This window comes from Myxococcales bacterium (assembly GCA_016706225.1).
GTDB lineage: Bacteria > Myxococcota_A > Polyangia > Polyangiales > Polyangiaceae > JADJKB01.
In genome coordinates this window covers 777845-800710 of the sequence record JADJKB010000025.1, presented here as the reverse complement: position 1 = coordinate 800710, position 22866 = coordinate 777845, and the positions used below count along the sequence as shown (strand labels likewise).

The following is a 22866-nucleotide window of genomic DNA, read 5'->3' as shown; positions in this document are numbered from 1 at the left end:
CGCTCGGATGTGGAATACTGAGGGGACTTGGCCCAGCTTCCGCGCAAGCGCCCCCCCAAACGCCCGCCACGCCCGGAGCCGCGCGTCCCGGTGACTCCGCCGGAGAAACCACGCGACCCGCACGACTCGTCACCGGAGATCCAGATCGGATTTGCGCCGGCGGGCCGCGAAACCCTGGCCGCCATGACCACGGACAGGCGACCGCGGACGGACGCTCCGGAGCTCGAGTTCCACCTCGTGCCTGCTGGACGCGAGACGCTGGCGGCGATCACCGCGGAGCTCATTCCACCGAGCGCTCGCGCGAGCCTCCCAGGTGATCTGCCCGACGAGGCCCCGACCGGGATCCGGCCACGCCAACGCACGCGGGGGTTCTCCGAGCCGCCGCCGGAGCGCGCTCAGCCCCGTATGACCATGCCGGGAGTAGCCCCACCGCCCAACGCGCCGCGAGGTCAAAAGCCCGAGCGCGTGAGCAAGGACACCATCGACCTGCTGGCGTCCGCGATGCTCGATCCCAACGCGCCGCCCTCGAGCGCGCGGCTTCGGGCTCAGGCCCTCGGCGTGTTCGAGCTGGTGACCTTCGTGGTCAAGGGGGACGACATCGGACAGCTCTCGACCGAGGCCACGCGCCGCGAGTTCGTGGCTGAACGCCTCATGCATCGGCTGCCGATCTCCACCGTCGATCAGATCGACCGGGTCGACGTCACGCCGTGGACGGTTCGCGGCACCTTGATCTTGCGCGTCTGGTGCAAGGTCCGCCCACCGCTCCGCTGAGGCGACCGTATCAATGCGGTTCGGGTGTCTCCACCGGGGCGCGCGTTGGGCTCGGACGCTCGAGCCGGTCACAGGAGGGTTGATCGCCGATGGCACAAGCCCGCTCGTGGGCGCGGCGCGCGCGCGCGGGATCGGCGCCACCCGTGACCTTGCCGTCTTCGACGAGCAGAGCCAACGCGCGGCAGCCCATGACCGAGCCCGCGCCACAGGCGCGCTCGAACAGCTCGAGCGCGCGTGCCTCGTCCTTGGCGACTCCGCGGCCGCCGAGCAGCATGCGCCCATGACCATGGCAGCCATCGGCGTCGCCGCCGTCACAGGCCTTCTGGAACAGACTCACCGCGAGCTCCAGGTCCTGCGCGGTACCGATGCCGATGAACTTCGCGATGGCGAGGCCACCGCACGCCGCGGGGTTGCCAAGGTCACACCCCTTCTGGAAGAGCTGCGCGGCCTTGGCCTGATCTTTCGCCACCCCGCGACCCTTGTCGTAGCGCTTGCCAAGTGAGGCACACGCCTCCGCCTCGCCGCCCTCGCAGGCCCGCTCGAAGAGCTGAGTCAGCTTCGCCCCATCGACCGCGCCGACCTGCCCGCTCTCCATGAGTCGAGCCAGCTGACCACAGGCCGCGGCGTCATTGCCGTTACAGGCCCGTTCGAGCAACTCGCGCGCAGCCTTCAAATCGCTCGGTGCCTCGAGCCCAACCATGCGGGACAGTCCGAGCTGCCGGCAGGCGAGGAGCTCGCCTTTCTCACAACGCACGGAGAGCGCCGCGTCGATGCTCTTTTCCCGCGCCGGCCGCAGCCAGCCGAGCGCCGCCACAGCGCTCGCCCCGAGCGTCAGACCGACGACAAAGGGCACCAACATGGAACGCTCAGCCGGACTCGGCGCCGTCAATCGGGATGCAGGCGCGCGACGCCGGACCGGCGCGGCGGGCGCGTCACTCGCGCGCTCGCCAGCGGCGGAGGCTTCGCTGTCGTCCTCGACGGCCGCAGCCCGGCGTCCCGGCTCCGGCTCCGCCTGGTCCTCGCCGTCTCGCGCTAAGTCTCGTTCCTGGGTCGACACCGGGCAGAGGCCTAGCATCCATGGGTGTGCGCTGGCACGCGCGGAACGCCGCGGCACCGGGCCCGACGCTGTGTCTTCGGAGCCCACGGCCGAAACGGCGCAAACGCGCGCCTCCAGGCGGAAAATCAACGGCAAATTCCCGGGTGAGCGCCCGCGAATGGGCGCCCGCTGGCTGCGCTTCCGAAGTGCGATCCCAGCCGCCCGCCTGGCGTTGTAGGCTCGGGCTCCCATGCGACCCGAGCACCGCGAGCGAGCCCGAATCGAGGCCGCCACCCGCGTCGTGGACCGTTACGTTGCGACCGTGAAAGGCCCCGAGGAAGTGGGGCTCGAAGCCCTGGTCAGCGACACGCTATATCACGAGCGCAGGCGGCTGGAGAGCGATCATTCAGGCGACTCCCGCATCAGTGACGACCACGCCTTCTATCACCGCGTGCAGAAGCGCTTGCGCCACGCCTCGGCTCGCGACCTGAGAGAGTTGCTGGACGAGATGGCGCTCAGGTTTGCGTCGGAGATCGTCGGAAACTTCGACGACCGGGTGTACAAGCTGTCGACGACCGTGGTCCCGACCGGGCTCAGCGTCTTGCTCAGCGCCATGTCGCCAGGGAAGCTGCGCTCCCTCGGCTCACTGCGCCACGGCCTCTCCGATCACGTGCAGATCCAGGGCGAGGTCGACCACGCGCGCAGCCTGCTGGACCGCGGCACGCTGGTCGTCGTTCCGACCCACTCCTCGCACCTCGACAGCATCGTGCTCGGCTACGCGGTGCACTTGATCGGCTTGCCTCCGCTGCTCTACGGCGCTGGCCTCAACCTGTTCAACAACCCCGTCACGTCGTTCTTCATGAACAACCTCGGCGCCTACCGCGTCGACCGCAAGAAGAGCGCGGCGCTCTACAAGGACGTGCTCAAAGAGTACGCCACCGTCGCCCTCGAGCTCGACTACAACAACCTGTTTTTCCCCGGTGGTACCCGGGCGCGCAGCGGCGCGGTGGAGCAGAAGCTGAAGCGCGGACTGCTCGGCACGGCGGTGCGAGCCTACGTCGGCAACCTGAAGAGCCGGCGCGAAAAACCGAACCTGTACGTCGTTCCTTGCACCATTTCCTACAAACTCGGGCTCGAGGCCGAGACGCTGATCGAAGATCACCTGACCGAGGTCGGCAAGAATCGCTACATCATCGAGGACGACGAGTTCAGCCGCCCGCGGCAGGTGCTGAACTTCATGACGAACCTGGTGTCCCTCGACAGCAAGGTGGTGATCACCTTCAGTCGCCCGCTCGACGTCGTCGGCAACCCGGTGGACGAAGAGGGACGCAGCCTGGACCCGCGCGGACGCACGGTCGACGCGGCGAGCTACGTCACCGCGAACGGCGAGGCCGTATACGACAACCAGCGCGACGAGGAGTACACGAACGAGCTCGCCCGGGCCATCGGTCGCGAGTTCCTCCGGGACAACGTCGCGATGAGCACCCACGTCGTGGGCCACACCCTGCTCCAGATGCTCCGCCAGGAGAATCCCGGCATGGATCTGTATCGCCTGCTCAGAACGGGCGGCAAGTCTCCCTGCGTCCCCTTCCTGGATCTGTGCCGGGAGACCGAGCGGGTGATCGACGCACTGCGGGCGTCGGGCACGGGTCCGCGGCTCTCGGAAGAGCTCCACAAGGGCGCCGAGGCCGTGGTCGACGACGCAATTCGCGCCTTCGGCAGCTACCACGCGCATCCGGCCGCGGTCCGGCGCGGCGACCGTGTGTTCCACGAAGACCGCAACCTGCTGCTTTATTACGGCAACCGCCTGGCGGGGTACGATCTGCGGCGGGCCGCGGCAGCCAAGGGAGAGAACGCAGCATGACGAACGACGACTGCGTTGGAGTGATCGGCGCGGGCAACTGGGGCACCACCCTGGCCAAGGTGCTCGGCGAGAACGGCAAGCGAACCCTGCTCTGGTCGCGCCGCGAAGAGCTGTGTCAGGAGCTGAACAAGAGCCGGGAAAACAGCCAGTATTTGCCGGGATTCCAGCTGCCAGAGACGATCGAGGCGACGACGGATCTCGAGCGGATCTGCACCAGTGCGTCGCTCTTGTTCGCGGTGGTGCCCTCTCACACGATGCGCGAGACGGCGCGCGAGATGGGCAACTACCTGACCGGCGAGCACATCGTGGTGCACGCAACGAAGGGCATCGAACAGGGCAGCTTCCGCCGCATGAGTGAGGTCCTGCGCGAAGAGACCTGCCTGCGAAAGATCGGTGTGTTGTCCGGGCCCAACCTGGCCAAGGAGCTCGCGGCAAAGCAGCCCGCGGGCACGCTGGTCGCAAGCCGCTACGCGGAGGTCTTCGTGCGTGCACACGCGGCGCTGCACAACGACTATTTCCGCGTCTACCACGGGCACGACGTGATCGGCGCAGAGGTCGGCGGCGCCTTCAAGAACATCATCGCCCTGGCGGCCGGTGTTGCGTCGGGGCTCGGGCTCGGCGACAACACCCGTGCGCTCCTCCTGACGCGTGGGCTGTCGGAGATGGCGCGGTTTGGCGTGGCCATGGGAGCAGACGTGCTCACCTTCGGTGGCATGGCCGGCATGGGTGATCTGATCGCGACCTGCTCCTCGCCGCTCTCGCGCAATCATCAGGTCGGCGCGCGACTGGCAAAAGGGGAGAAGCTCGAGGATATCCAGCGGGACATGCGCATGGTGGCGGAGGGGGTGAAGATGTCCAAGGCCGCCTTCGAGTTTGCCAGGGCGAAACGCCTCGATTTGCCCATCGTCGCCGCGATGTACCGCTTGCTCTACGAACACCACGAGGTCCCGCGTTTGCTCGGCGAGCTCATGAGCATCCCGGCAGGGCCCGAGTTCGCAGCGCTCGCGCTGTGACGAAGGCCCAATCGCCGGCTCAGCTCAGCGAAGCTCGTCCGGCATGTGCGCCGCGATGGCGCGTCGCACCGCGTCCATCAGCTCTTCTTTGCGAGCCTCACCGTACTGATTCGGGTCGATGGGCGCACTCAACTGCACGCTGACTCGCGCGCCCGCTCTGACGCTCCCGGTTCGCGCGACCAGCACCTCCCGCGTGCCCGCGATGGTGATTGGCAGGATCCTGGCGCCGGTCTCGAGCGCCAGATGGAACCCGCCTTTCTTGAACGAACCCAGGCGCCCGCTGTCGCTGCGGGTCCCCTCCGGTGCGATCCAGATGCTCGTGCCCTCGGCGAGCGCAGTCTTGGCTCGTTTCAGACTGGCGATGGCCCGCTTGCGATTCTGGCGATCGACCTCGACGAACCCCGCGGCGCGCATCGCGCCCGACCAGACGGGGATCTTGAACAGTTCGCTCTTGGCGACCATGCGCACGCGTTGTTTGAGCACCTGGAACAGCACGGGGATGTCGTACAGCGACTGGTGATTGCTCATGATCACGAACGACTCGTCGATCGGCGCAAGCTCCAGACCAAAGACCTCGATCTCGATGTGCGCATCGTCGAGCAATTGCCGTGACCACCATGCGAGTCGCGCGTCGCACTTCGCAGGGGTCAAACGGCCGATTGCGCTGTCGAGCAGCGTCGGGACCGAGATCCAGGCGGTTTCGGCGACGGCCCGGGTCAGATGCCACAGCGTCATGGTCTTCCCTCGACAAAACCACGGCGACTCGGCGGTCGCCAAGCAAGACCCGAAAGCGCGCAATCGAGGCTCGCTATGGGCTGGCGTCGCAGAGTCGACTGGCATAGGCTCTTCCGGCCTCCGTCAATGGAAGTTTCCTGCAGCAGCTGCCCGGCGCGATTCGCCGTACCCGACGACAAAGTCCGCGGCCGCAAGGTGCGAATCGCGTGCAAGCGCTGCGGTTCGCCGATCATCTTGGATGGAACGCAGCTCTCACCGGCCGCACCCAAAGCCCGAGCGCCGAAGCAGACCGCTGAAGCAGCAGACAAACCGGCTGCAGCGGCATTGAAGCCCGCAGCCGTCGCACCAAAACCCGCAGCCGCAGCTCCCAAGCCTGCGGTTGTCACGCCGAAGCCCGCGCTGGCCGCGCCGAAACCCGCGGCCGTCGCGCCGAAGCCCGCAGTGGCTGCGCCAAAATCTGCAGCGGTCGTGCCCAAACCCGGGGCCGACGCGCCCAAACCGGCAACGTCGGCGCTGGGTGCCAAGGGCCTGACCTCACCCCGTCCGGGCGCGAGCCCGTCGGCTCCAAAGGTAGCTCCCCCCAGGGACGACAACGACTGGAGCGCGCTCTCAGAGAGCGCCGGCAAACCCGCGGCTTGGCGAGAGCCCGCCGCGGCGCTGCCGACTCCCGCAAGCGTGCCGCGCCCTGCTGCGACGGCTGCAACCAAGGGCGTCAGCTTCGCCAAGAAGACGATGTTGGGCGGCCTCGAGCCCCCTCCCGGGGCGGCGCCCGCTCCGCCCCGTGCCGCGCCCCCACCGGCGCGCGATCAGAAGGCGCCCGCCAATCGCACGCCGTTCGGCGCCGCCCCGCCCACGGCGGGACCGCCCAGCGCCCGGACAAGCAAGCCCGACCTCGCCGACGGCGATGGAGCGGAGCCCGAATGGACCGTCGCCCTGACCGACGAGCACCACGAAGAGATGGGGACCCCGGAGCTGGTCCAGCTCTACGTTCGAGGGAGCATCGATCAGGAGACGTTCATCTGGGCCGACGGGATGGAGGACTGGAAGCGGCCCTGGGAAATCCCGATGATCGCCGCCGCCCTCGGCGCGCGCGGACTGTCGCCTCTGGCCGCCGTCGCCGACGCCGACGACGACTACCCGATGGACGAACCGGCGGAGGAGGACGCGACGATCGTGGCCTCGCTCGGCGCGATCGGTCCGCCTTCGAGCCGCGGCAAGCTCTCTTCCGGCGTGTGGCACGAGCCCGGTCGCGACGACAACGAGATCGGCTTCGAGGACGTGACGGTCTCCCTGGACAGCAAGGGCGCCATGGAGCTGTTGAGCTCGGCCAGGGCCCCCGGTGGGCGACTGCCACAGCGCTCCAAGCCCGAGATGTTGGCGGATCAATTCGACGACGTGCCCACGCGCATCGAAGAAGAGCACGCGGTTGCAGTCCCGCCGCCGAGCGGGCTCAGTCACGATGTCGACGACCTCCTGTCCGACATGGACGAGCGCACGCTGGCGATGGAAGACGGCTTCCAGGCGGTGTCTCGCCCGATGTCGTCGTCGGTCGTGCTCGACGACGACGACACCACGATGGAGCAACGGCTCTCCGCGGAGGCCGCGGCGGGCGGCAACCAGCTCTTCGCAAGCTCCGCTTCACCCGACGAACAAGCGCAGGAGTTGTTTGGAGGTCTCGATCTCGGCGCACCGCCGGGGCGCGATCAACCTCTCGACTCGCTGTGGGAACCAACCGGGATCCAGCCCGTCTCTTCGCCATACGGGGCTCCCGGCGCGATGCCCATGCCGCAGCCGAACGCTCCCTACTCGGCAGCGCAGCCGGCGCCGAAGAAGTCGCGCGCGCTGGGCTGTGTGCTCGTGATGCTGTTCCTCCTGATGATCGTGGCGGGCGCTGGGGTCTCGTTCTACCTCAAACAACCGCCGAGCCTGTACGGCCCCGACGGGCGTCCGAAGATCCCCGGGCTGTCGCAGTGACGACTCGCCTCGCCCACTAGCCGCGATGTCCATCGCCTTCCTCGCTGCGAGCGCCTGCCTGGCGCTGATCGCGCTCGCGTTGATCGCGCGTCAGCGCTGAGCCCCGTCTCAAGGATGGATGTACACGAGCGTACCCTGCTCGGTGGAGTCACCCGCGTACGCTGCGTGCCAGTGTGTGGGCACCTCGGGGGTCACCCACATGAACACGAAGCGTGCGTCGATTGGCGCGAGGTTCACACAGCCGTGGGAGCGAACCCTGCCGAAGTCGTCGTGCCAGTACGCGCCGTGCAGCGCGTAGCCACCTTTGAAGTACATCACCCACGGCACGTCACGCAGCTCGAACTCGTGATCGGCCACGTCCGAGTCCATCGTGGTCGTGATGTGCTTCTGATAGATGCGAAAGGTCCCGCGCGGAGTGCTCAGGGTCTTGCCCGGTTCACCGAGCCCGTCCTTGCCGCTCGAGACGAGGGTGACATACACTGGCCGGTCACCTTCCCACAGCGTCAACGTCTGGCTGACAATGCTGAGATCGAGCCACTTGGTGCCCTTCTTGGCCCATGACGGCAGCTGGCTGGGTTTGGCGGCAGTCTTCAGGTCGTCACTGCGCAGCCATCGACCACTGCGCGTCTCGACCATGCGCACGCCCTGAAGCATCTTCACGGTGCCAGTCAGCGGCACGAACTCGCGCCAACCGAGCCGCTCTCCCTTCTCGAGCTTGCCCTCCTTCACGTCCCACCATGTTGCGCCGGCCTTGCGCGCGAAGGCCACCGGCAGGCCGGTGTCGCGCACGGAGAAACCGTGAAACGGTGAGCCGCTGTCGGCCTTGAGTTTGTCGGCGGGCAGCAGGCGCGCGTCGGTGCTGATGGCGAAGCGCCGGTTCTGAGCGTCCGGCCCAGCCACGAAGGTGCCGATCAACGCGACACCCGTGTGACGCTTCACCCGATCGGCGATGATGGCGTAGGGTGGCGCGCGAAAGCTCGAGATGTTGGGGATGCGCCGCTCCCCCACCAGCCACCAGGGGATCTCGTCGCGACCATCACCGCCGAACCGGGCGCTCTGGTCCAGCGGCTGGGCGTGCTCGGGGATTCCGCCGATCGCGTAGCCGTCCTTGTCGAGCGGCACGTCGTTGGCACCCACCGTCAGCACGTCCCACTTCTCAGCCAGCTTCTTCCAGTTCCGCAGGTGCCGCTCGAGCCGCATCTCGTACTGGAACTGGTCGTCCTTCTTGGGAATGCGCAGGTAGTTCGGCGCGATCGCCCGGGTGAACGCATAGCGATACGGCATCGCCCATTCGCGATGCGGCTCCACCTGAATCGCCTTGGCGGTGGGGTGATCGAGCTTGATGGTCGCGTCGGGCCCCGCGCACACAAAACCCATCGGACGGACCGCGTACCACCCGTCGGGGCAGTCTCGCCGGTCCACGGGTGTGGCGGAGCGGGCGACTCGCGCGCCCACCCGCAGGTACCCGATGGCGTCCGCGTGTTTGTCGGGTTTCGGGTAGATCGGCACCGTCATGCTGACCGGGGCCAGGCGGGGGCCGTCCTCGGGCGGCACGGGCACCGCGGACCAGTCCTCCTCGTCGAGCTTCGCGCCGCCGTTCTCGGGTTTGACCTTGGCGGCTCCGGGGTCCGACTTGCCAAAGAATCCATCACAACCCGCGAGAGCAAGCAGGGAAAGCGCGGAAATCAAGCCGAGGCCCAGGGGCCTCAGGGACCGCCGCGGGAGCCCGCTCGGGTTGGAACAGTGCGGGACACGGGACGCCATGGACACGGGTTTGCCAAATCGACCGCATTAGGCCCAGAAAACGGCGACCGGTCCGCCGGCGTCCGCGCGCCGCCGCGCACCGGGCCGGGGCGCCGCCGAATCGGCCTTGCGGTCGCGACGCCCCCCGACGAAAACGAGCTCAGATAACCCACGAGGAGTCAGCGCATGCCATCGGATACCCTCACCGTCACCGACAATCGCACCGGCAAGAGCTACGAGCTTCCGATCGCGAGCGGCACCATCCGGGCCATGGATCTTCGGCAAATCCGCACGGACGATGAGGATTTCGGGCTGATGACCTACGACCCGGCCTTCATGAACACCGCCTCGTGTCGCTCGGCGGTGACCTTCATCGACGGGGACCGCGGCATCCTCCGCTACCGCGGCTATCCGGTGGACCAGCTGGCGGAGCGCTCCAGCTACCTCGAGGTGGCGTACCTGCTCCTGCACGGCGAGCTGCCCACGAGCCACGAGCTGGGCGAGTTCACCCGGGAAATTACCACCCACACCTACGTGCACGAGAACCTCCGCACGTTCATCGACGGCTTCCGCTACGACTCACACCCCATGGCGATGCTGGTCGCGACCATCGGGGCGCTCAGCACCTACTACCCCGAGGCCAAACACGTCCAGGACGCGGACATCCGTCGCCAGCAGATCATCCGCTTGATCGCCAAGATGCCGACCATCGCAGCGTGGAGCTACCGCCACAGCGTCGGCATGCCATTTGTGTATCCCGACAACGAGCTCAGTTACTCCGCGAACTTCCTGGCGATGATGAAGCGCATCGCGGAGCCCCGCTACATTGCCCATCCGGAGATCGTCCGGGCGCTCGACGTATTGTTCATCTTGCACGCCGATCACGAACAAAACTGCTCGACCAACGTCATGCGCAGCATCGGCAGTTCGCAAGCCGATCCTTACGTCGCGGTGGCCGGCGCCGCGGCTGCGCTCTATGGCCCGCTGCACGGCGGCGCCAACGAGGCCGTGCTGCGCATGCTCAGGGAAATTGGCGACGTGAGCCACGTGCCGGCATTCGTCAAGGAGGTCAAGGGCGGCGTGGCCGGGCGTTTGATGGGTTTTGGCCACCGCGTGTACAAGAACTACGACCCGCGCGCGCGGGTGATCAAACACCTGGCCGATCAGGTGTTCGACGTGGTCGGAAAGAAGAATCCCTTGCTGGCCGTCGCGCTCGAGCTGGAGAAGATCGCGCTGTCGGACGACTACTTCGTCAAGCGCAAGCTCTACCCCAACGTCGATTTCTACTCGGGCCTGATCTACGAGGCACTGGGGATCCCGGTCGACATGTTCCCGGTGCTATTTGCCATCCCGCGCACTGCCGGCTGGCTGGCGCAGTGGCAAGAGATGCTGCTCGACAAGGAGCAGAAGATCGCGCGCCCTCGTCAGGTCTACGTGGGTTACGACGAGCGGGAGTACCAACCCATCAGCGAGCGCCGCGAAAAGAGCGTCGTGCCGCCCGTAGGCTGAAGCGCGAGAACCGGCTGACGTGAGCGACACGCCCGAGACCACCGCGCTCGCCCCGGCGGCGAAGCTGAGCTTCGAGCGTTCGCTCGTGCTCTCGGCGCTGCTCTACGCGGCATGTCGCTTCGTGCCGTTGCCGTTCGCCGACGACGTGTTCCGGAGCGCGGTCGGGCGGCTGATCGTCGGGCGCGCGCTCGAGCTGCACGGCCGCAGCTTCTCGGCCAAAGAGGTCGCGCCGCTCTACTCCGAGTCCGTCGGCTGCACGAGCGGGTGCCTGATGGCTCTGCCGATGATCCTGGCAAAACTGATCTTGTTCCCGCTGCGCAAGCTGCTGGCGTTGCTGGGCGCGGCTCGGGGCATCAGTCGTGATCTGTGCACCGCGCTGCTCCTGGGTCGCAGCGTCGAGCGCTGCCTGGTCCGCGGCCTCTTGCCGGAGGGGGGCGAGCGACGGGAGAGTGACGCCAAGCTGATCCGCGGCAGCTTCGATCGCGCGCTTGCGGCGAGTGATCTGTCCACCTCACGGCTACTGCTCGGCGCCGCGGCGCTCGCCTCCAAACGCAGCCTCGCGGCGGCCGGGCGCGCCGTCGCCGCGATGTTCCAGAAGCGCAGTGACGCTTCGCCCGGAGAGCTCGCCGAGGAGGAGCGCGACGCGGTGAATCAGGGCGCCGAGAACCTCGAAGGCGCGCTCGACGACCCGCGCGTCGTCCAGGAGATCGAGGCGTTCGACGCTCGCTTCGACGAGCAGCTCACCCGCTCCGGCCTCCACTGACCACGTACGCTTGCACCACGCGGCCGTCGTCGAGCATCACCTCGGCGCGCTGGTACAGCTCCGGACACCCCTCGAACTCGTCCAGGCGCACGAGCAGCACCGCATCGACCTCGTACAGCTCTCCGTCCACGCTCTCGTCACCGTGCAGCTCGAGCGCCGGGTACTGGCCCAGACTGCGCAGCCGATAGCGCGGGGCAGTCCGGCACACGCCCGCGTAGCGCGCTCCCTCGAGCTCCGCGTGATGCCGCTCGCCCCGACGCAGCGAGCCGTACACGAACACCATCACAGCGCGGCCCACAGCGGTTGGGTCCAGGCTTTGCGCCCCGCCGAGTCCTCCACCACCGCGCGCACATAGCCTGGCCCCGCCGGCAACCGTTGGCTCGCCTCGCTGCCTGTGACGCGCCCGAGCTCACGCCCGCGCGAGCCGACGAAGCGGATCGTGTACGTCTCTCCGGTAACGCTCGAGATCCCGACGCTCAATGCGCCGCGAGCGGACTCGAGCTTCGACAAGGTCACCCCGGTCGATAGGTAGAAGTCCCCTGCGACGAAGGCCCGCTGGATGCTGGCCGGATTTTTCTCCGCCCGCAGCATGATCCAGGCGCGATCTCCGACGTAGGCGAACTTCCCGACCCGGGCCCGGTCGGCGCTGTCGGCAAAGTGGTGGGCGTCGTCGGTGGCCAAGCCAAACACGTGTGTGCCCTGGCTGAGCACCTCGTCCCACAGCTCTTCAGCCCGCGCTTCGGCGGCCTTTCGACCCGACGGGTGCTGCTGGTCCAGGCTGGCGTTGAACAGCTCGACGTGACGCACACCGGCCTCCGCCAGCGCGCCGATCAAGCGCGCGTCCGCGGCGAAGTGAAACAGCGGGTGATTGAGCACGGGGACCGCGCCCAGACCGCGCACCACGTCCAGCTGTGAACGATAGGCCTCCAGTCGTCCGGGCCGGAATGGGAGAGGGAGCCGCTCCCCGTGACGCGCGTCCTTGGCCGGATCGACGAACAGACCGCTGACGTGAAACAGACAGCGATAACCTGGCGTCGGTTGCGGGTCACACACGCTCGAGTTCTGGGACAGCTCGACGCCCGGGATCAGGAGCAGTCCGGGCGGCGGCGCGATGACCGTCACCCGATTGTGATCCGTGAGCGCAACGAAGTCGTAGCCGCGCTCGGCGTAAAACCGGAGCACGTTCTCGGGCGGCGTGCGGGCGTCATAGGAGCGATTCGTGTGCACGTGAGTCTGGCCCTTCAAGAACCCGACCGGCGACGGCGCGAGCGGCAGCGGCGGCAATGCACTCGGCGCCGCCGCGGGCGCGGGCGCGGATTGCGCGGGCGCCGCGCTCTGCGCCGGCGGCCTCCGTGGCGGCGGCTGCACCGCCGCGGGCTGAGCCATACAAGCGCTGGCGATCAGGCCGTAGAGGAGCAAAGCACGCATCGAAGCCCGATCTTCCCAGAGCACAGCGCCGCGGTCCAAATGCTTGGGCCCCCGTCGGTGCGTCGCGGCGGGCGCGGGCAGCCCCGGGGAATATCCCGAGGAATCGCCCCCGAACACGGCTAGAGTTGGCCGCAGCAATGCTCCGAAGACACGTGCTGAAGATCCTGACACTGACGAGCGGGGTGGTCGCCGCGCTCGCCTGTGCCACCGCACAGCTACCTCCCGAGCCCGCACCCCAACCCGTCCTCGCGACCGACGTCGTGCCCATCCTCGTCGAGACCTCCGCCCAAAGGCCCAAGTTGATGACCCGTCGTCAAGAGCTCACCGAAACCATCCATGGGCACGAGATCGCCGACCCCTATCGCTGGCTCGAGGCCTCCGACAATCCGGAGGTCGACGCCTGGGTCGAGGCCCAGAACGCGCGCTTCAGGCACGACCTGGACACACTGCCGGCGCGCATCAAGCTGCGCGCGCGACTCGAAGAGTTATTGACCATCGGCGAGCAGTCACTGCCCAGCGTTCGGCGCACGAAAAAGGGGGCGCTGCGCTACTTTCACACGCACCGCGAGGGCCACCAGAACCAGCCCGCGCTCTACGTCCGTGATGGGCTCGGCGGCGCGGATCGCACGCTGCTCGACCCCAACGTGATGAGCACGGACGGGACGACGTCGCTCGACTGGTACCAACCCTCGAATGACGGCGCCGTCTTGGCGTTCGGGGTCAGCGAGGGCGGCAGCGAAGAGAGCACCCTGCGCCTGCGCGATGTCGCGACGGGCAAGGACCTCCCCGATCAGATCACGCGCGCGCGGTACTCGTCGGTGTGTTGGCTCCCCGACGGCAAGCGCTTCTATTACTCGCGTTTCCCCGCCAAAGGCAGCGTGCCGGACGGCGAGGAGAAATATCACCGCACCATCTTCGAACACCTCGTCGGCCGCGCCGCCGACGACGACCCCGTCGTGTTCAAGGCCAAGGTGTTCACGGATTTTCCGAGCTGTGCCATCTCTCCCAACGGCCGCTGGCTCGTGATGCGTGTGCACCAGGGCTGGAGCAAGAGCTCCCTCTTCTTGGCAGACACGACGGCCGCGAAACTGAGCTGGAAAGAGCTGACCCTGGACGCGGAAAACGTCTACGACCCGCTGCCACTCGACGACCGCATCTGGGTGCGCACCAACGAGGCCGCGCCGCGCTACGCGGTGTACGCCATCGACCCGAAAGCACCGGAGCGTAGCCACTGGAAGCAGGTGATCTCCGAGCACAGCGAGGACGTGCTCACGGACATCAACGTGATCGGCGGCGAGCTCCTGGTCGCTTACACCCACGAGGTCGTGAGTCGACTGGAGCGCTTCGATCTGAAGGGCAAGAGCCTCGGCGCCGTCGCTCTGCCCACGCTCGGCACCAGCAACGGATTCGCCGGGCTGCACGACGACAAGCAGGCGTTCTTCGATTTCGAGTCGTTCGTCACGCCACCCAGCGTTCGCCGCCTGGATCTCAAGACCGGTGTCGTCAGCGTCTGGCGCGAGGTCAGCGCGAACATCCCGGCCGGTGATTTTGCGGTGACCGCCCGCAAAGCCAGGAGCAAGGACGGCACGTTGATCCCGTACCTCATGGTGCACAAGAAAGACGTCTCGTTGGAGAGCGCCGACAACCCCACCCTGCTCTACGGCTACGGCGGCTTCAACGTCAGCCTCTCGCCGCGCTTCTCGCGCTCGACCTACGCGTTCCTGGAGCAGGGCGGGATCAGTGTGCAGGCGAACCTGCGAGGCGGCGGGGAATTCGGCGAGGCGTGGCACCGGGCCGGACAGCTGGAGAAAAAACAAAACGTCTTCGATGACTTCATCGCGGTGGCCGAAGATCTGGTGAAGACGAAGCTGACCCGCCCCGAGCGTCTGGCCATCCATGGGCGCAGCAACGGCGGGCTGCTCGTCGCCGCCGCGGTGGTGCAGCGGCCGGAGCTATTTCGCGCAGCGGTCAGCGGCGTCCCGCTGACCGACATGCTGCGCTACCACCGCTTCCAGATCGCCAAGCTCTGGATCCCCGAATACGGCTCGCCCGAAGATCCCAAACAGTTCGAGTGGCTGCTCGGTTACTCGCCGTACCACCACGTGACGCTCGGCACGGAGTACCCCGCGGTGTTGCTGATGACCGCCGAGAGCGACACCCGGGTCGATCCGATGCACGCCCGCAAGATGGCCGCGGCCCTCGAGTACGCCACCCGCTCGAGTCGGCCGATCTACCTGCGCACCGAGACCCGGGCCGGCCACGGCGCCGGCAAGCCCATCAGCAAGGTCGCCGACGAATACGCTGACATTTTCGCCTTTGTGCTCTCGGAGCTCGGCGTGCAATGAGGCCGGACGGGGGGGCCGGATTGCGTCGATCCCAGAGCTGGCACGTCAAACCTCGCGGTTACGCGGGCTATTGTGTAAGCTCCGAGCGCTCTACAAGGTAGGTTCTTCATGAATTCCAAAGCTTTTTCGGGTATTGCAATCCTCGGCACCCTCGCGGTCGTGTTCGTTGGCTGCGTGGTTCAAAACCGTCCCGCGGACTCCACGCCGGCGGCGACCACCCCAGCGACTGACACTGCCGCTCCGACTGCGCCAGCGACCCCGGCAACGACGACCCCGGCAGCCACGGCCACGGCGACGGCCACCGCGACGGCAACGGTCGCACCGACTCCGGCCAAGGTGCTGACGAAGCCGACCCAGGCTGGCGCAGACGCCGGCAGCTGAAGGAGCTGGTCGTTCACTCGAGCGCGGTCGCAATCGGCTGCGCTCGTTTGATTTCCACAGCTTAGCTGTCACATCAGGCATTTGTTCAACATTTCGCATTGATTGTTGGACATTCTCCGGTTATGACCCCGGCCGATGGCTGCTGTGGCCCGGCGCAAGCGGGCAGATCCCGCGAGCCCGAAGCTCGGAACCCAGGTGGCGGAGCTGCTGAAGCGGCGCATCCTGTCCGGCGCCTACGCCCCGGGTGACAAACTCCCCCCGGAGCTCAGCCTGGCCGAAGACCTGGCCGTCAACCGCTTCACCGTGCGCGAAGCGATGAACCAGCTCGAGCAGCTGCGCCTGATCGCGCGGCGCGCCGGCTCCGGCACCGAGGTGCTCGACTACAGCGAACACGCCGGCGTCGACGTGATCGAGTACCTGGTCGTCACCCCCGACGGCATCGTCAACCCCGAGGTGCTCAAGAACCTGCTCGAGGTAGCCCGCATCTTGAGCGCCGACTTCGCAGAGCTCGCCGCTACACGCCGCGACGACGGGGATCTCCGTGCGCTCGATCTGATCGTGGCCGAGATGCGCAACGAGCAGAATCTCTCGCGCTTGCTCTGGCTCGACTTCGATTTCAACTGGGCGCTGGCCGGCGCCGCCAAGAACATGGTGCCTCGGCTGCTGATGAACAGCGTGCGCGGCCTGTTGAAAAAATACACGCCGTACCTCGAGAATCTCTGGGTCTCGACCGGTTCGATCACCGAGGGCTACGTGCACGTCGTCGAGGCGGTGCGCGCGCGGGACGCCGAGAGAGCGCGCTCACTGCTGCTCTGGATCTGGGCCAGCCGGCACGCGACCTTCGTCGAATCACTGGGCAAGAAGAGCCGGCCACCGGGCCCCCCATGAATTTCGTCGCCGGCGCGTCCGGTGGCAAAGGAGCCCTCGGCTCCAAACAACGAACACGAAAACCAGGAGAACGAGCATGGCGACTGCAAAAGAGAAGATGGACGAGGCCGCGATCAAGATTGCCGAACACAAGGACAAGGCGGCCGCGATCGGTGCGGTCTACAAGTTCGTGCTCGCTGGCGACGGCGGCGGCACTTGGGTCATGAACCTCAAGGACGCGCCCGGCGTGGCCGAGGGCGACGGAACCGCAGCCTGCACCATCAAGATGGCCGCAACGGACTACGTGGACATGCTCGAAGGGCGTGCCAACGGCCAGCAGCTGTTCTTCTCGGGCAAGCTGAAGATCGAGGGCGACATGGGCCTGGCCATGAAGCTGCAGAAGCTGACCGAAGTCCTCAAGTAGTCACTCGACGCGCGGTAGCTCCGCGCACTTCTGAACGCCACGGAAGCGCCACCCGGCGCCCGTGGCGTTTTCCTTTTGTCGGCGAGCGATGGACGCTCCGCGCGAGAGGTCCTAGACTGCGCTTCGGCGCACGTGGCTAAGGAAGAGGCTCGCACACTCACCTCGCTCGACGACGCGCCCCGTCGCGAGAGCGGCACGGCACCCCGCATGCGCTACGTGCTCGCCCGGGGTTCGGAGCGTGTCCCACTGGGGGAAGGAGAGACCGTGATCGGTCGCTCGCTGGACTGCCAGGTCGTGATCGAGGGCCACATGATCTCGCGCCGTCACGCCAAGGTGACCGTGACCGACGCCGCAGTCTTCGTCGAGGACATGGGCAGCGTGAACGGCGTGCGGGTGGATGGCGAGGCGGTGCGGGAGAAGATGCTGGTGAGCCCCGGAGCAAAGATCGCGGTCGCCGACGTGGTGTACACCCTGGAGAGCTTCGAGCGTGACGATCGCGCGCACGCGACCCAGCGCGTGCCGACCCAGGACGTGGCGGAATCAGCGCCCGAGGAACAGACGACCCGCAGAACGCACGCTTTTCAGCTCATGACGGGCGTCGTCGACAAAGCCATCGCCATGGGCAAACCCGACGAGGCGGAGCGACTGCTGGGCGGCCTGATGGCCGACGTGCTGGCGGAGGCGCAAGCGGGCAGCGACGTGCCCGCGGAGATCGCCAGCGCGGCCGCCAGGGCAGCGCTGAAGCTCGCAGCGGCGACCGCGCGCAGCCAGTGGGTCGAGTATCCGCTGCGGTTGTTCCGCGCGCTCCGCCGCCCACCGCCGCTCGACGTGGTCGACGAGCTGTTCGCCGTGGCCCGCCGCTCACCCCGCATGGATTTGTCCCTGCTGCACGGCTTCGTCACCGAGCTCGAGGGCCGCTCGCTCGGCCCGAGCGAACGCTTCGTGCTGCAGCGGCTGCAGAACCTCGCCCGGATGATGGGCGCCGTGAGCGGGCGCTAGTTCTGCCGTATCATCAGCGCCGTGTCCGGTCTCAGACGTGCCTGGCTGCTCGGCGGAGTGAGCGCGCTCGCCCTCGGCGTGATTGCGCTCATCGCGCTGCGTGACCCGCCGGCGAAACCCGCACCCGGCCCGGAGGCGGACGACGCACCGCTCAGCATCGTCGACGTTCACGTTCACCTCGGGCCCGACGGTGTCGACCGGCTCGGCCGTCTGATGCAGAAGTGGCACTTCGATCACGCGGTCAACTTGTCTGGTGGCACACCGGAGCGCGGGCTCGACGAACAACTCGCGGCAGCTCGCGCATCGCAAGGGCGGGTCACCGTCTTCACCACCCTCAGCTATCGCGACGCACGCTTCCCGGACTACGGCGCGAGAATGACCAAGGCGCTCCGGACCGCGCACGCGCTGGGCGCCCGCGGCCTGAAGATCGCAAAGGTCTTGGGCCTCGCGCTGCCCGGTCCAGATGGCCGGCTCTTGGCCGTCGACGATCCGGGCCTCGATCCGGTGTTCGAGGCCGCGGGCGAGCTTGGCATGCCGGTCGCCATTCACAGCGGCGATCCAAAGGCGTTCTGGCAACCGGTCGACGACAAGAACGAACGCAAGGATGAGCTCGAGGCGCACCCCGGCTGGTCCGAGTACGGGCAGGACGTGCCCAGCTTCGACCAGCTCTTGCAAGCCCTCGAGCGGCGCGTCGCACGCCACCCGAAGACCAAGTTCATCTCGGTGCACTTCGGCAACTGCGCCGAGGAACCGGAGCGCGTTGCGGGCTGGCTTCGCAAATACGACAACCTGTACATCGACACTGCCGCGCGCGTTCCGGAGTTCGGGCGCCACTCCCCCGAGCGGATGCGAGCCTTCTTCCTCGAGTTCCAGGATCGGGTGTTGTTCGGCAGCGACCTCGGCGTCGGCGCCGAGCCCGAGCCGCTCTTTCTCGGCTCCGAGGGCAAACTGCCCGCGGGCCCCAAGGAAGAGCTGCGTTTTTTCACCGCCACGCGTCGTTACTTCGAGACGGCGGACAAGGACTTCGACCACCCGACGCCGATTCAGGGCAACTGGAAGGTGAGCGGCGTCGCCCTGCCCAAGGCCGTGCTCCGCAAGATCTACGGCGACAACGCGCGCCGCTTGATCCGCCTGGATCTGCCGGCAACCAACTGAGCCCACCTCTCACGCCCCCGCCCACGCCCACGCTGACTCAGCGCTTCACACGATCGAGCGCGAACACGACCGCGCCGACCGCCGATGCCACACCCACCACTCGCCACATGGTCGCGTAGTCGAAGCGCTGGGCCACCTCACCCGCGACGAAGGCGCTCAGCGTCACCCCGACGTTGAACGACAGATTGAACAGGGCCATGGCTCGCCCCCGCACTCGGGGTGAGGTCCCAGCCAGGAACGCCGCGTTCATCGATGGATACGCCAGACCGTGGGACACACCAAAGGCCACCGCCAACCCCACGAGCTCGCGTTGTGAGTGCACGAGGGCAAACCCCACCGCCGTGAGCGCAAACCCCAGGGCGCCGGCGACCCCCACCCTGCGGTGACCGAAGCGATCGCCGAAGCCGCCCGCAAACAGCCGCACCGCGATCGCCGCCGCGACGTAGCTCATGAAAAACGGGGCGTGACTCGGCAGCCCGCGCGCCCGCACGAACACCGGCATGAAGTTGAGCGCAGTGCCGAACGTGACGGCGCTACCGAGCGCGCACAAGAGGGCGCCGACGGCGCCGCGCCGGAGCGCGAGCCGGCGCATGCCGAGCTCGATCTCACCTTCGGCCGGGGCGGCGCGGGCCAGATCGGGGACGGCGAGGTACAGCGGGCACGCGGCGAGCGCGACCAGCGCGGACAGCTCGAACAATCGCCGAAAACCCAGCTCGTGCGCGACCCACTCACCGATCGACGGGCCGAGGGCGTGAGCAACCAGGGTCGTGGCACCAAACCAGGCGATGCTCCGGCCGAGGGCGCCGGGTGGCGCAAGATCGACAATCACGGCGTTGGTCGCGACGAAGGCGAGCGAGAACGCCGCACCTTGTCCGAGCCGGAGCAGGTACACCAGCGGTCCGACCTCGGTCACCCAGACGAACCCCAGCGAGAAGAGCGCCCACAAGACGCCGCCCGCGAGCATGAAACGCCGGCGGCCGAAGCGGTCCGTGAGCGCACCCGTCAGTGGGATCGCGACCAGGCACGAGATGCCGAAGGAGCCCATCACTCGCCCGAGCTCGGCGCGGGTCGCTCCGATGGCCTCGAGGTGCACCGGAAGTGAGAAGAAGCTGGTGACCCCGATGAAGAACACCAGGTTCGCCAGGGTCGCGAGGGCGAAGCGGCCGGTGATCACCCGTTCGGCGCCGAGCGCCGGCTTGAGCGCGGTCATCGCAGGCGACTCCCGCCTCCGCCGCTGAACTCGCGCTGAAAATGAGCTATCGGTTCGGCCATGACGAAGACACTGCTCGGCTACTTCTGGCGTGGCTGCCTGGTGCTGGCTCCGGTCGGCATCACTGTGTACATCGCGTGGCTCGTCTTCACCACCGTCGATCGTGTGCTGCCGGTCGGGGTGCCCGGGCTCGGGTTCGTGCTGACGCTCGGGCTGATCACGCTGGTTGGCTTTCTGACCTCGAACGTGATCGGCAAGGCCGTGGTGCGAGAGACGGAGAAATGGTTGGCCCGCGTGCCGTTGGTCAAGCTGCTCTACACCTCCATCCGCGACCTGGTGGGGGCGTTCGTGGGGGACAAAAAGAAGTTCGACCGTCCCGTCGCCGTCTCGTTGGTGCCGGGCAGCTCCGCCAAGGCCCTCGGGTTCGTGACCCGCGAGTCGCTGAGCCAGCTCGACATGAACAACTACCTCGCGGTGTATTTCCCGCAGTCCTACAACTTCGCGGGCAACCTCTTGCTCGTGCCCCGCGAGCAGGTCGAGACCCTGAGCGCGACCAGCAGCGACGTGATGGCGTTCGTCGTCTCCGGCGGCGTCTCGGGCCTGGGCATCGAGGCCGCGCCGGTGTCGACGGGCAGGCCGGGTCCCGAGAAGACGCTCGTGATCGACCGGACCGATCGGGGTGGGAAGAAGGGGTAGCCTACACGCTGCGCACACGCGAGCGCGCGGCAGGCTTGCCGAGCGAGCCGTCCCTTCCGCTTCGCCCTCGCCCTTCGCGCGCGCCCTCGCCCTTCGCGCGCGCCCTCGCTCTTCGCGCGCGCCCTCGCCCTCGCCTTCGCCCTCGCCCTCAGCCCTGCATCATCGCAAGCCAGCTGCCAGCACCAAGCAACGACTGACCACCGTCAATGGTGAGCGTCGTGCCGGTGATGAAACCCGCGGCGGGGGAGCTCAGGTAGAGCACCGCGTCGGCGACCTCGTCGACCGTGCCCCAGCGCCCCAGCGGAAGCCCCGACTCGAGCCGCTTCTTTGCGACGTCATCGTCCGGTCCCAGACGACGCATGCCCTCCGTGTCAGCGATCGGACCGGGCGCCACGGCGTTGACGCGGATCCGACTCGCACCCCACTCGAGGGCCAGGTCGGCGGTCAGCTTGGCGATCCCCGCCTTCGCGGCGCCCGCGTGGCACTGCAGCGGCGTCGGGATCCAGGCCTGGGTCGCGGTGATGCTGACGATGCTGCCCCCGCGCACCGCGAGCGCTTCGAAACAAGCTCGGCTGGCGTTGAACGTTCCAATCAGATCGATCTCGATCACACTCTTGAACCCGTTCGCCGAGAGTGACGCGGCCGGCGAGAGAAAGTTACCCGCCGCCGAGTTGACCAGCACGTCGAGGCGCCCGAAGCGGGTGACGAGCTGCTGCACGGCCGCCTCGAGCGCGGCGTAGTCGCGCACGTCCAGCGGTAGACACAGGACCTCGCTGCCCAGCGAGGTGAGGGCCGCCGCTGTGCGCTCGAGTTTCTCGAGCTTGCGCCCGACGAGCGCGACCGAGGCGCCGTGCTCGGCGAACCGACGGGCAATGCCGGCGCCAATGCCGCTGCCCCCGCCGGTGATCAGCGCGACCTGCCCTTCGAGGATGCGTTTGGCGAAGATGCTCACGTTTCACTCCCAGCGGCCCCGCTCAGGGTCGATAACCAACCTGTGGACCCGCTCCGAACTGCGGACCCGGCGGGGCCGCAATCATCTGCCCGAGCGGCGTCCAGACAGCCTGAAACAGGCTGAGCTGGCGACGCTCCCACTCTTGATACCCCATCAGCGCCAGGATCAACGCGATCGGGAAGAACACGAACCAGAGCACGATGAACAGCACCAGCGAGTTCGACTCGAAATCGGCGATGACCCGCACATCGAGAAAAAATCCTCGGGCATCGGCAGCATCGACACCTGCACCTTCGGCACCGTGCCGTAGCTCGGCGCACCGCCGCGCCCGGACCACAGGTTGGGTCCGGTCTGGGTCAGCGGGATCCCGGCCGCGTACAGCGTGCCGGTGATCGACTGGATCACACTCTGAGCGTGCTCTTGGCGGAAATACTGGCGCTCGTTCTTGTCGAGCATGCTTCAGTCCACGTCTTCGAGCACGTTGCTCCCGAGCCGCAGGGCTCCGTCTTTCACCGACGCGAGGATGGCGTCCGCCTCCTCTTTCCCGAATTCCAGCATGGCGATCAGGCGATCGAGCAGCTCCTTCTCGCTGTCGCTCTGCTCTCCGTCCGCGTGGGTCAAGAGCGCCGCGTTGGCCAGGAGCAGCTCGCGTTCTTCCTTGCCCAGGGCGTCGAGCGGCACGTCCTTCTCGAGCGTGCGCTTCTCCTTCGCGTACTCGAGCAACTCTTCTTCTTCCTCTTCGCTGGCGTCGAACCCGGCGAGCAACCCTTCGATCACGTGCTCTTCCGGCTGTTCGACCTTGCCGTCGGCCCAGGCCACGGCAACCAGAGACTTGACGATGTTCTTTTCGGCGGGGGTCATTGCCGGCAATCCTACTCGAAAACGCCGCGCTCCTACGGCTTTGGTCGCGCCGGCGCGAGGCCGCGAATTTCGCCGGGTTGCAGGGCCCACGGGGCGTCCACCGCCCGCGCCGGGCCGGGTGAACAGGCCGGAAGATCCAG

22 protein-coding genes are annotated in these 22866 nt (G+C 67.5%); 13 read left to right on the top strand and 9 right to left on the bottom strand.

The genetic code is table 11. From position 1 onward, the window contains the following. Window positions 1-27: 27 nt before the first annotated feature. A complete protein-coding gene (locus tag IPI67_42050; GenBank protein ID MBK7586758.1) occupies window positions 28-771 on the top strand; it encodes a hypothetical protein in 744 nt (247 codons plus the stop codon). A gap of 10 nt (window positions 772-781) precedes the next feature. On the opposite strand, the gene IPI67_42045 is transcribed toward IPI67_42050, so the two are convergent. After that, window positions 782-1630 carry a sel1 repeat family protein gene (locus IPI67_42045; protein MBK7586757.1) on the bottom strand — a complete coding sequence of 283 codons (849 nt, stop codon included), beginning with the start codon at window positions 1628-1630 and terminating at the stop codon, window positions 782-784. A gap of 427 nt (window positions 1631-2057) precedes the next feature. On the opposite strand from IPI67_42045, the gene IPI67_42040 reads away from it, so the two are divergent. Beyond that, window positions 2058-3671 carry a 1-acyl-sn-glycerol-3-phosphate acyltransferase gene (locus IPI67_42040; GenBank protein MBK7586756.1) on the top strand — a complete coding sequence of 538 codons (1614 nt, stop codon included), beginning with the start codon at window positions 2058-2060 and terminating at the stop codon, window positions 3669-3671. Further along, window positions 3668-4684, top strand: a complete 1017-nt coding sequence (locus IPI67_42035; protein MBK7586755.1) for an NAD(P)-dependent glycerol-3-phosphate dehydrogenase — start codon at window positions 3668-3670, stop codon at window positions 4682-4684. Before IPI67_42040 ends, IPI67_42035 begins: the two co-directional genes overlap by 4 nt. A 24-nt stretch (window positions 4685-4708) precedes the next feature. Here the strand turns inward: IPI67_42035 and IPI67_42030 are convergent, their stop codons facing one another. Further along, window positions 4709-5419 carry a 1-acyl-sn-glycerol-3-phosphate acyltransferase gene (locus tag IPI67_42030; protein ID MBK7586754.1) on the bottom strand — a complete coding sequence of 237 codons (711 nt, stop codon included), beginning with the start codon at window positions 5417-5419 and terminating at the stop codon, window positions 4709-4711. A 126-nt stretch (window positions 5420-5545) separates the two neighbouring features. Here IPI67_42030 and IPI67_42025 point away from each other — a divergent pair, with 126 nt between their 5' ends. Next, window positions 5546-7393 carry a zinc-ribbon domain-containing protein gene (locus IPI67_42025; protein MBK7586753.1) on the top strand — a complete coding sequence of 616 codons (1848 nt, stop codon included), beginning with the start codon at window positions 5546-5548 and terminating at the stop codon, window positions 7391-7393. 108 nt (window positions 7394-7501) lie between these two features. On the opposite strand, the gene IPI67_42020 is transcribed toward IPI67_42025, so the two are convergent. Then, a complete protein-coding gene (locus IPI67_42020; protein MBK7586752.1) occupies window positions 7502-9082 on the bottom strand; it encodes a L,D-transpeptidase in 1581 nt (526 codons plus the stop codon). 240 nt (window positions 9083-9322) lie between these two features. On the opposite strand from IPI67_42020, the gene IPI67_42015 reads away from it, so the two are divergent. Both IPI67_42015 and IPI67_42010 read left to right on the top strand, forming a co-directional pair. Next, window positions 9323-10645: a citrate synthase gene (locus IPI67_42015; protein MBK7586751.1), complete on the top strand. Its 1323-nt coding sequence runs from the start codon at window positions 9323-9325 to the stop codon at window positions 10643-10645. 19 nt (window positions 10646-10664) lie between these two features. Beyond that, entirely contained in the window at window positions 10665-11408 is a 744-nt protein-coding gene (locus IPI67_42010; protein MBK7586750.1) for a hypothetical protein, read from the top strand. Here IPI67_42010 and IPI67_42005 read toward each other — a convergent pair. Both IPI67_42005 and IPI67_42000 read right to left on the bottom strand, forming a co-directional pair. After that, on the bottom strand, window positions 11386-11706 hold the full coding sequence (locus tag IPI67_42005; GenBank protein ID MBK7586749.1) for a gamma-glutamylcyclotransferase: 321 nt from the start codon (window positions 11704-11706) through the stop codon (window positions 11386-11388). The genes IPI67_42010 and IPI67_42005 overlap by 23 nt on opposite strands. Then, window positions 11691-12836 (bottom strand): hypothetical protein, encoded by a 1146-nt coding sequence (locus IPI67_42000; GenBank protein ID MBK7586748.1) that lies wholly within the window; start codon window positions 12834-12836, stop codon window positions 11691-11693. Before IPI67_42000 ends, IPI67_42005 begins: the two co-directional genes overlap by 16 nt. 137 nt (window positions 12837-12973) lie before the next feature. Here IPI67_42000 and IPI67_41995 point away from each other — a divergent pair, with 137 nt between their 5' ends. The 6 genes from IPI67_41995 to IPI67_41970 all read left to right on the top strand — a co-directional run bounded on the left by IPI67_41995 (window position 12974) and on the right by IPI67_41970 (window position 19007). Next, window positions 12974-15181 (top strand): S9 family peptidase, encoded by a 2208-nt coding sequence (locus IPI67_41995; protein MBK7586747.1) that lies wholly within the window; start codon window positions 12974-12976, stop codon window positions 15179-15181. A 108-nt stretch (window positions 15182-15289) separates the two neighbouring features. Continuing rightward, a complete protein-coding gene (locus tag IPI67_41990) occupies window positions 15290-15562 on the top strand; it encodes a hypothetical protein (protein ID MBK7586746.1) in 273 nt (90 codons plus the stop codon). Between the two features lie 135 nt (window positions 15563-15697). Further along, complete coding sequence (locus IPI67_41985; protein ID MBK7586745.1) at window positions 15698-16450, top strand: FadR family transcriptional regulator; 753 nt, start codon at window positions 15698-15700, stop codon at window positions 16448-16450. A 76-nt stretch (window positions 16451-16526) separates the two neighbouring features. Then, complete coding sequence (locus IPI67_41980) at window positions 16527-16853, top strand: SCP2 sterol-binding domain-containing protein (GenBank protein ID MBK7586744.1); 327 nt, start codon at window positions 16527-16529, stop codon at window positions 16851-16853. Between the two features lie 132 nt (window positions 16854-16985). Beyond that, window positions 16986-17852, top strand: coding sequence for an FHA domain-containing protein (locus IPI67_41975; GenBank protein MBK7586743.1), 867 nt, complete (start codon window positions 16986-16988; stop codon window positions 17850-17852). Window positions 17853-17873: 21 nt separating this feature from the next. After that, window positions 17874-19007, top strand: coding sequence for an amidohydrolase family protein (locus IPI67_41970; protein ID MBK7586742.1), 1134 nt, complete (start codon window positions 17874-17876; stop codon window positions 19005-19007). Window positions 19008-19044: 37 nt separating this feature from the next. Here IPI67_41970 and IPI67_41965 read toward each other — a convergent pair whose 3' ends face one another. Beyond that, on the bottom strand, window positions 19045-20217 hold the full coding sequence (locus IPI67_41965; GenBank protein ID MBK7586741.1) for an MFS transporter: 1173 nt from the start codon (window positions 20215-20217) through the stop codon (window positions 19045-19047). Between the two features lie 60 nt (window positions 20218-20277). Between IPI67_41965 and IPI67_41960 the strand changes: the two genes are divergently transcribed. Continuing rightward, complete coding sequence (locus IPI67_41960) at window positions 20278-20913, top strand: DUF502 domain-containing protein (GenBank protein MBK7586740.1); 636 nt, start codon at window positions 20278-20280, stop codon at window positions 20911-20913. 148 nt (window positions 20914-21061) lie between these two features. On the opposite strand, the gene IPI67_41955 is transcribed toward IPI67_41960, so the two are convergent. The 3 genes from IPI67_41955 to IPI67_41945 form a co-directional block, all read right to left on the bottom strand. Further along, window positions 21062-21865: an SDR family oxidoreductase gene (locus IPI67_41955; protein ID MBK7586739.1), complete on the bottom strand. Its 804-nt coding sequence runs from the start codon at window positions 21863-21865 to the stop codon at window positions 21062-21064. 22 nt (window positions 21866-21887) lie between these two features. Next, window positions 21888-22112 (bottom strand): hypothetical protein, encoded by a 225-nt coding sequence (locus IPI67_41950; protein MBK7586738.1) that lies wholly within the window; start codon window positions 22110-22112, stop codon window positions 21888-21890. A gap of 212 nt (window positions 22113-22324) precedes the next feature. Continuing rightward, window positions 22325-22726: a TerB family tellurite resistance protein gene (locus tag IPI67_41945; GenBank protein ID MBK7586737.1), complete on the bottom strand. Its 402-nt coding sequence runs from the start codon at window positions 22724-22726 to the stop codon at window positions 22325-22327. Between the last annotated feature and the right edge of the window lie 140 nt (window positions 22727-22866).

Bases quoted from the DNA above. Each gene is read 5' to 3' on its own strand.
- IPI67_42045 (MBK7586757.1), bottom strand. From the start codon at position 1,630: ATGTTGGTGCCCTTTGTCGTCGGTCTGACGCTCGGGGCGAGCGCTGTG.
- IPI67_42040 (MBK7586756.1), top strand. From the start codon at position 2,058: ATGCGACCCGAGCACCGCGAGCGAGCCCGAATCGAGGCCGCCACCCGC.
- IPI67_42035 (MBK7586755.1), top strand. From the start codon at position 3,668: ATGACGAACGACGACTGCGTTGGAGTGATCGGCGCGGGCAACTGGGGC.
- IPI67_42030 (MBK7586754.1), bottom strand. From the start codon at position 5,419: ATGACGCTGTGGCATCTGACCCGGGCCGTCGCCGAAACCGCCTGGATC.
- IPI67_42025 (MBK7586753.1), top strand. From the start codon at position 5,546: ATGGAAGTTTCCTGCAGCAGCTGCCCGGCGCGATTCGCCGTACCCGAC.
- IPI67_42015 (MBK7586751.1), top strand. From the start codon at position 9,323: ATGCCATCGGATACCCTCACCGTCACCGACAATCGCACCGGCAAGAGC.
- IPI67_42000 (MBK7586748.1), bottom strand. From the start codon at position 12,836: ATGCGTGCTTTGCTCCTCTACGGCCTGATCGCCAGCGCTTGTATGGCT.
- IPI67_41995 (MBK7586747.1), top strand. From the start codon at position 12,974: ATGCTCCGAAGACACGTGCTGAAGATCCTGACACTGACGAGCGGGGTG.
- IPI67_41990 (MBK7586746.1), top strand. From the start codon at position 15,290: ATGAATTCCAAAGCTTTTTCGGGTATTGCAATCCTCGGCACCCTCGCG.
- IPI67_41985 (MBK7586745.1), top strand. From the start codon at position 15,698: ATGGCTGCTGTGGCCCGGCGCAAGCGGGCAGATCCCGCGAGCCCGAAG.
- IPI67_41980 (MBK7586744.1), top strand. From the start codon at position 16,527: ATGGCGACTGCAAAAGAGAAGATGGACGAGGCCGCGATCAAGATTGCC.
- IPI67_41965 (MBK7586741.1), bottom strand. From the start codon at position 20,217: ATGACCGCGCTCAAGCCGGCGCTCGGCGCCGAACGGGTGATCACCGGC.
- IPI67_41960 (MBK7586740.1), top strand. From the start codon at position 20,278: ATGACGAAGACACTGCTCGGCTACTTCTGGCGTGGCTGCCTGGTGCTG.
- IPI67_41945 (MBK7586737.1), bottom strand. From the start codon at position 22,726: ATGACCCCCGCCGAAAAGAACATCGTCAAGTCTCTGGTTGCCGTGGCC.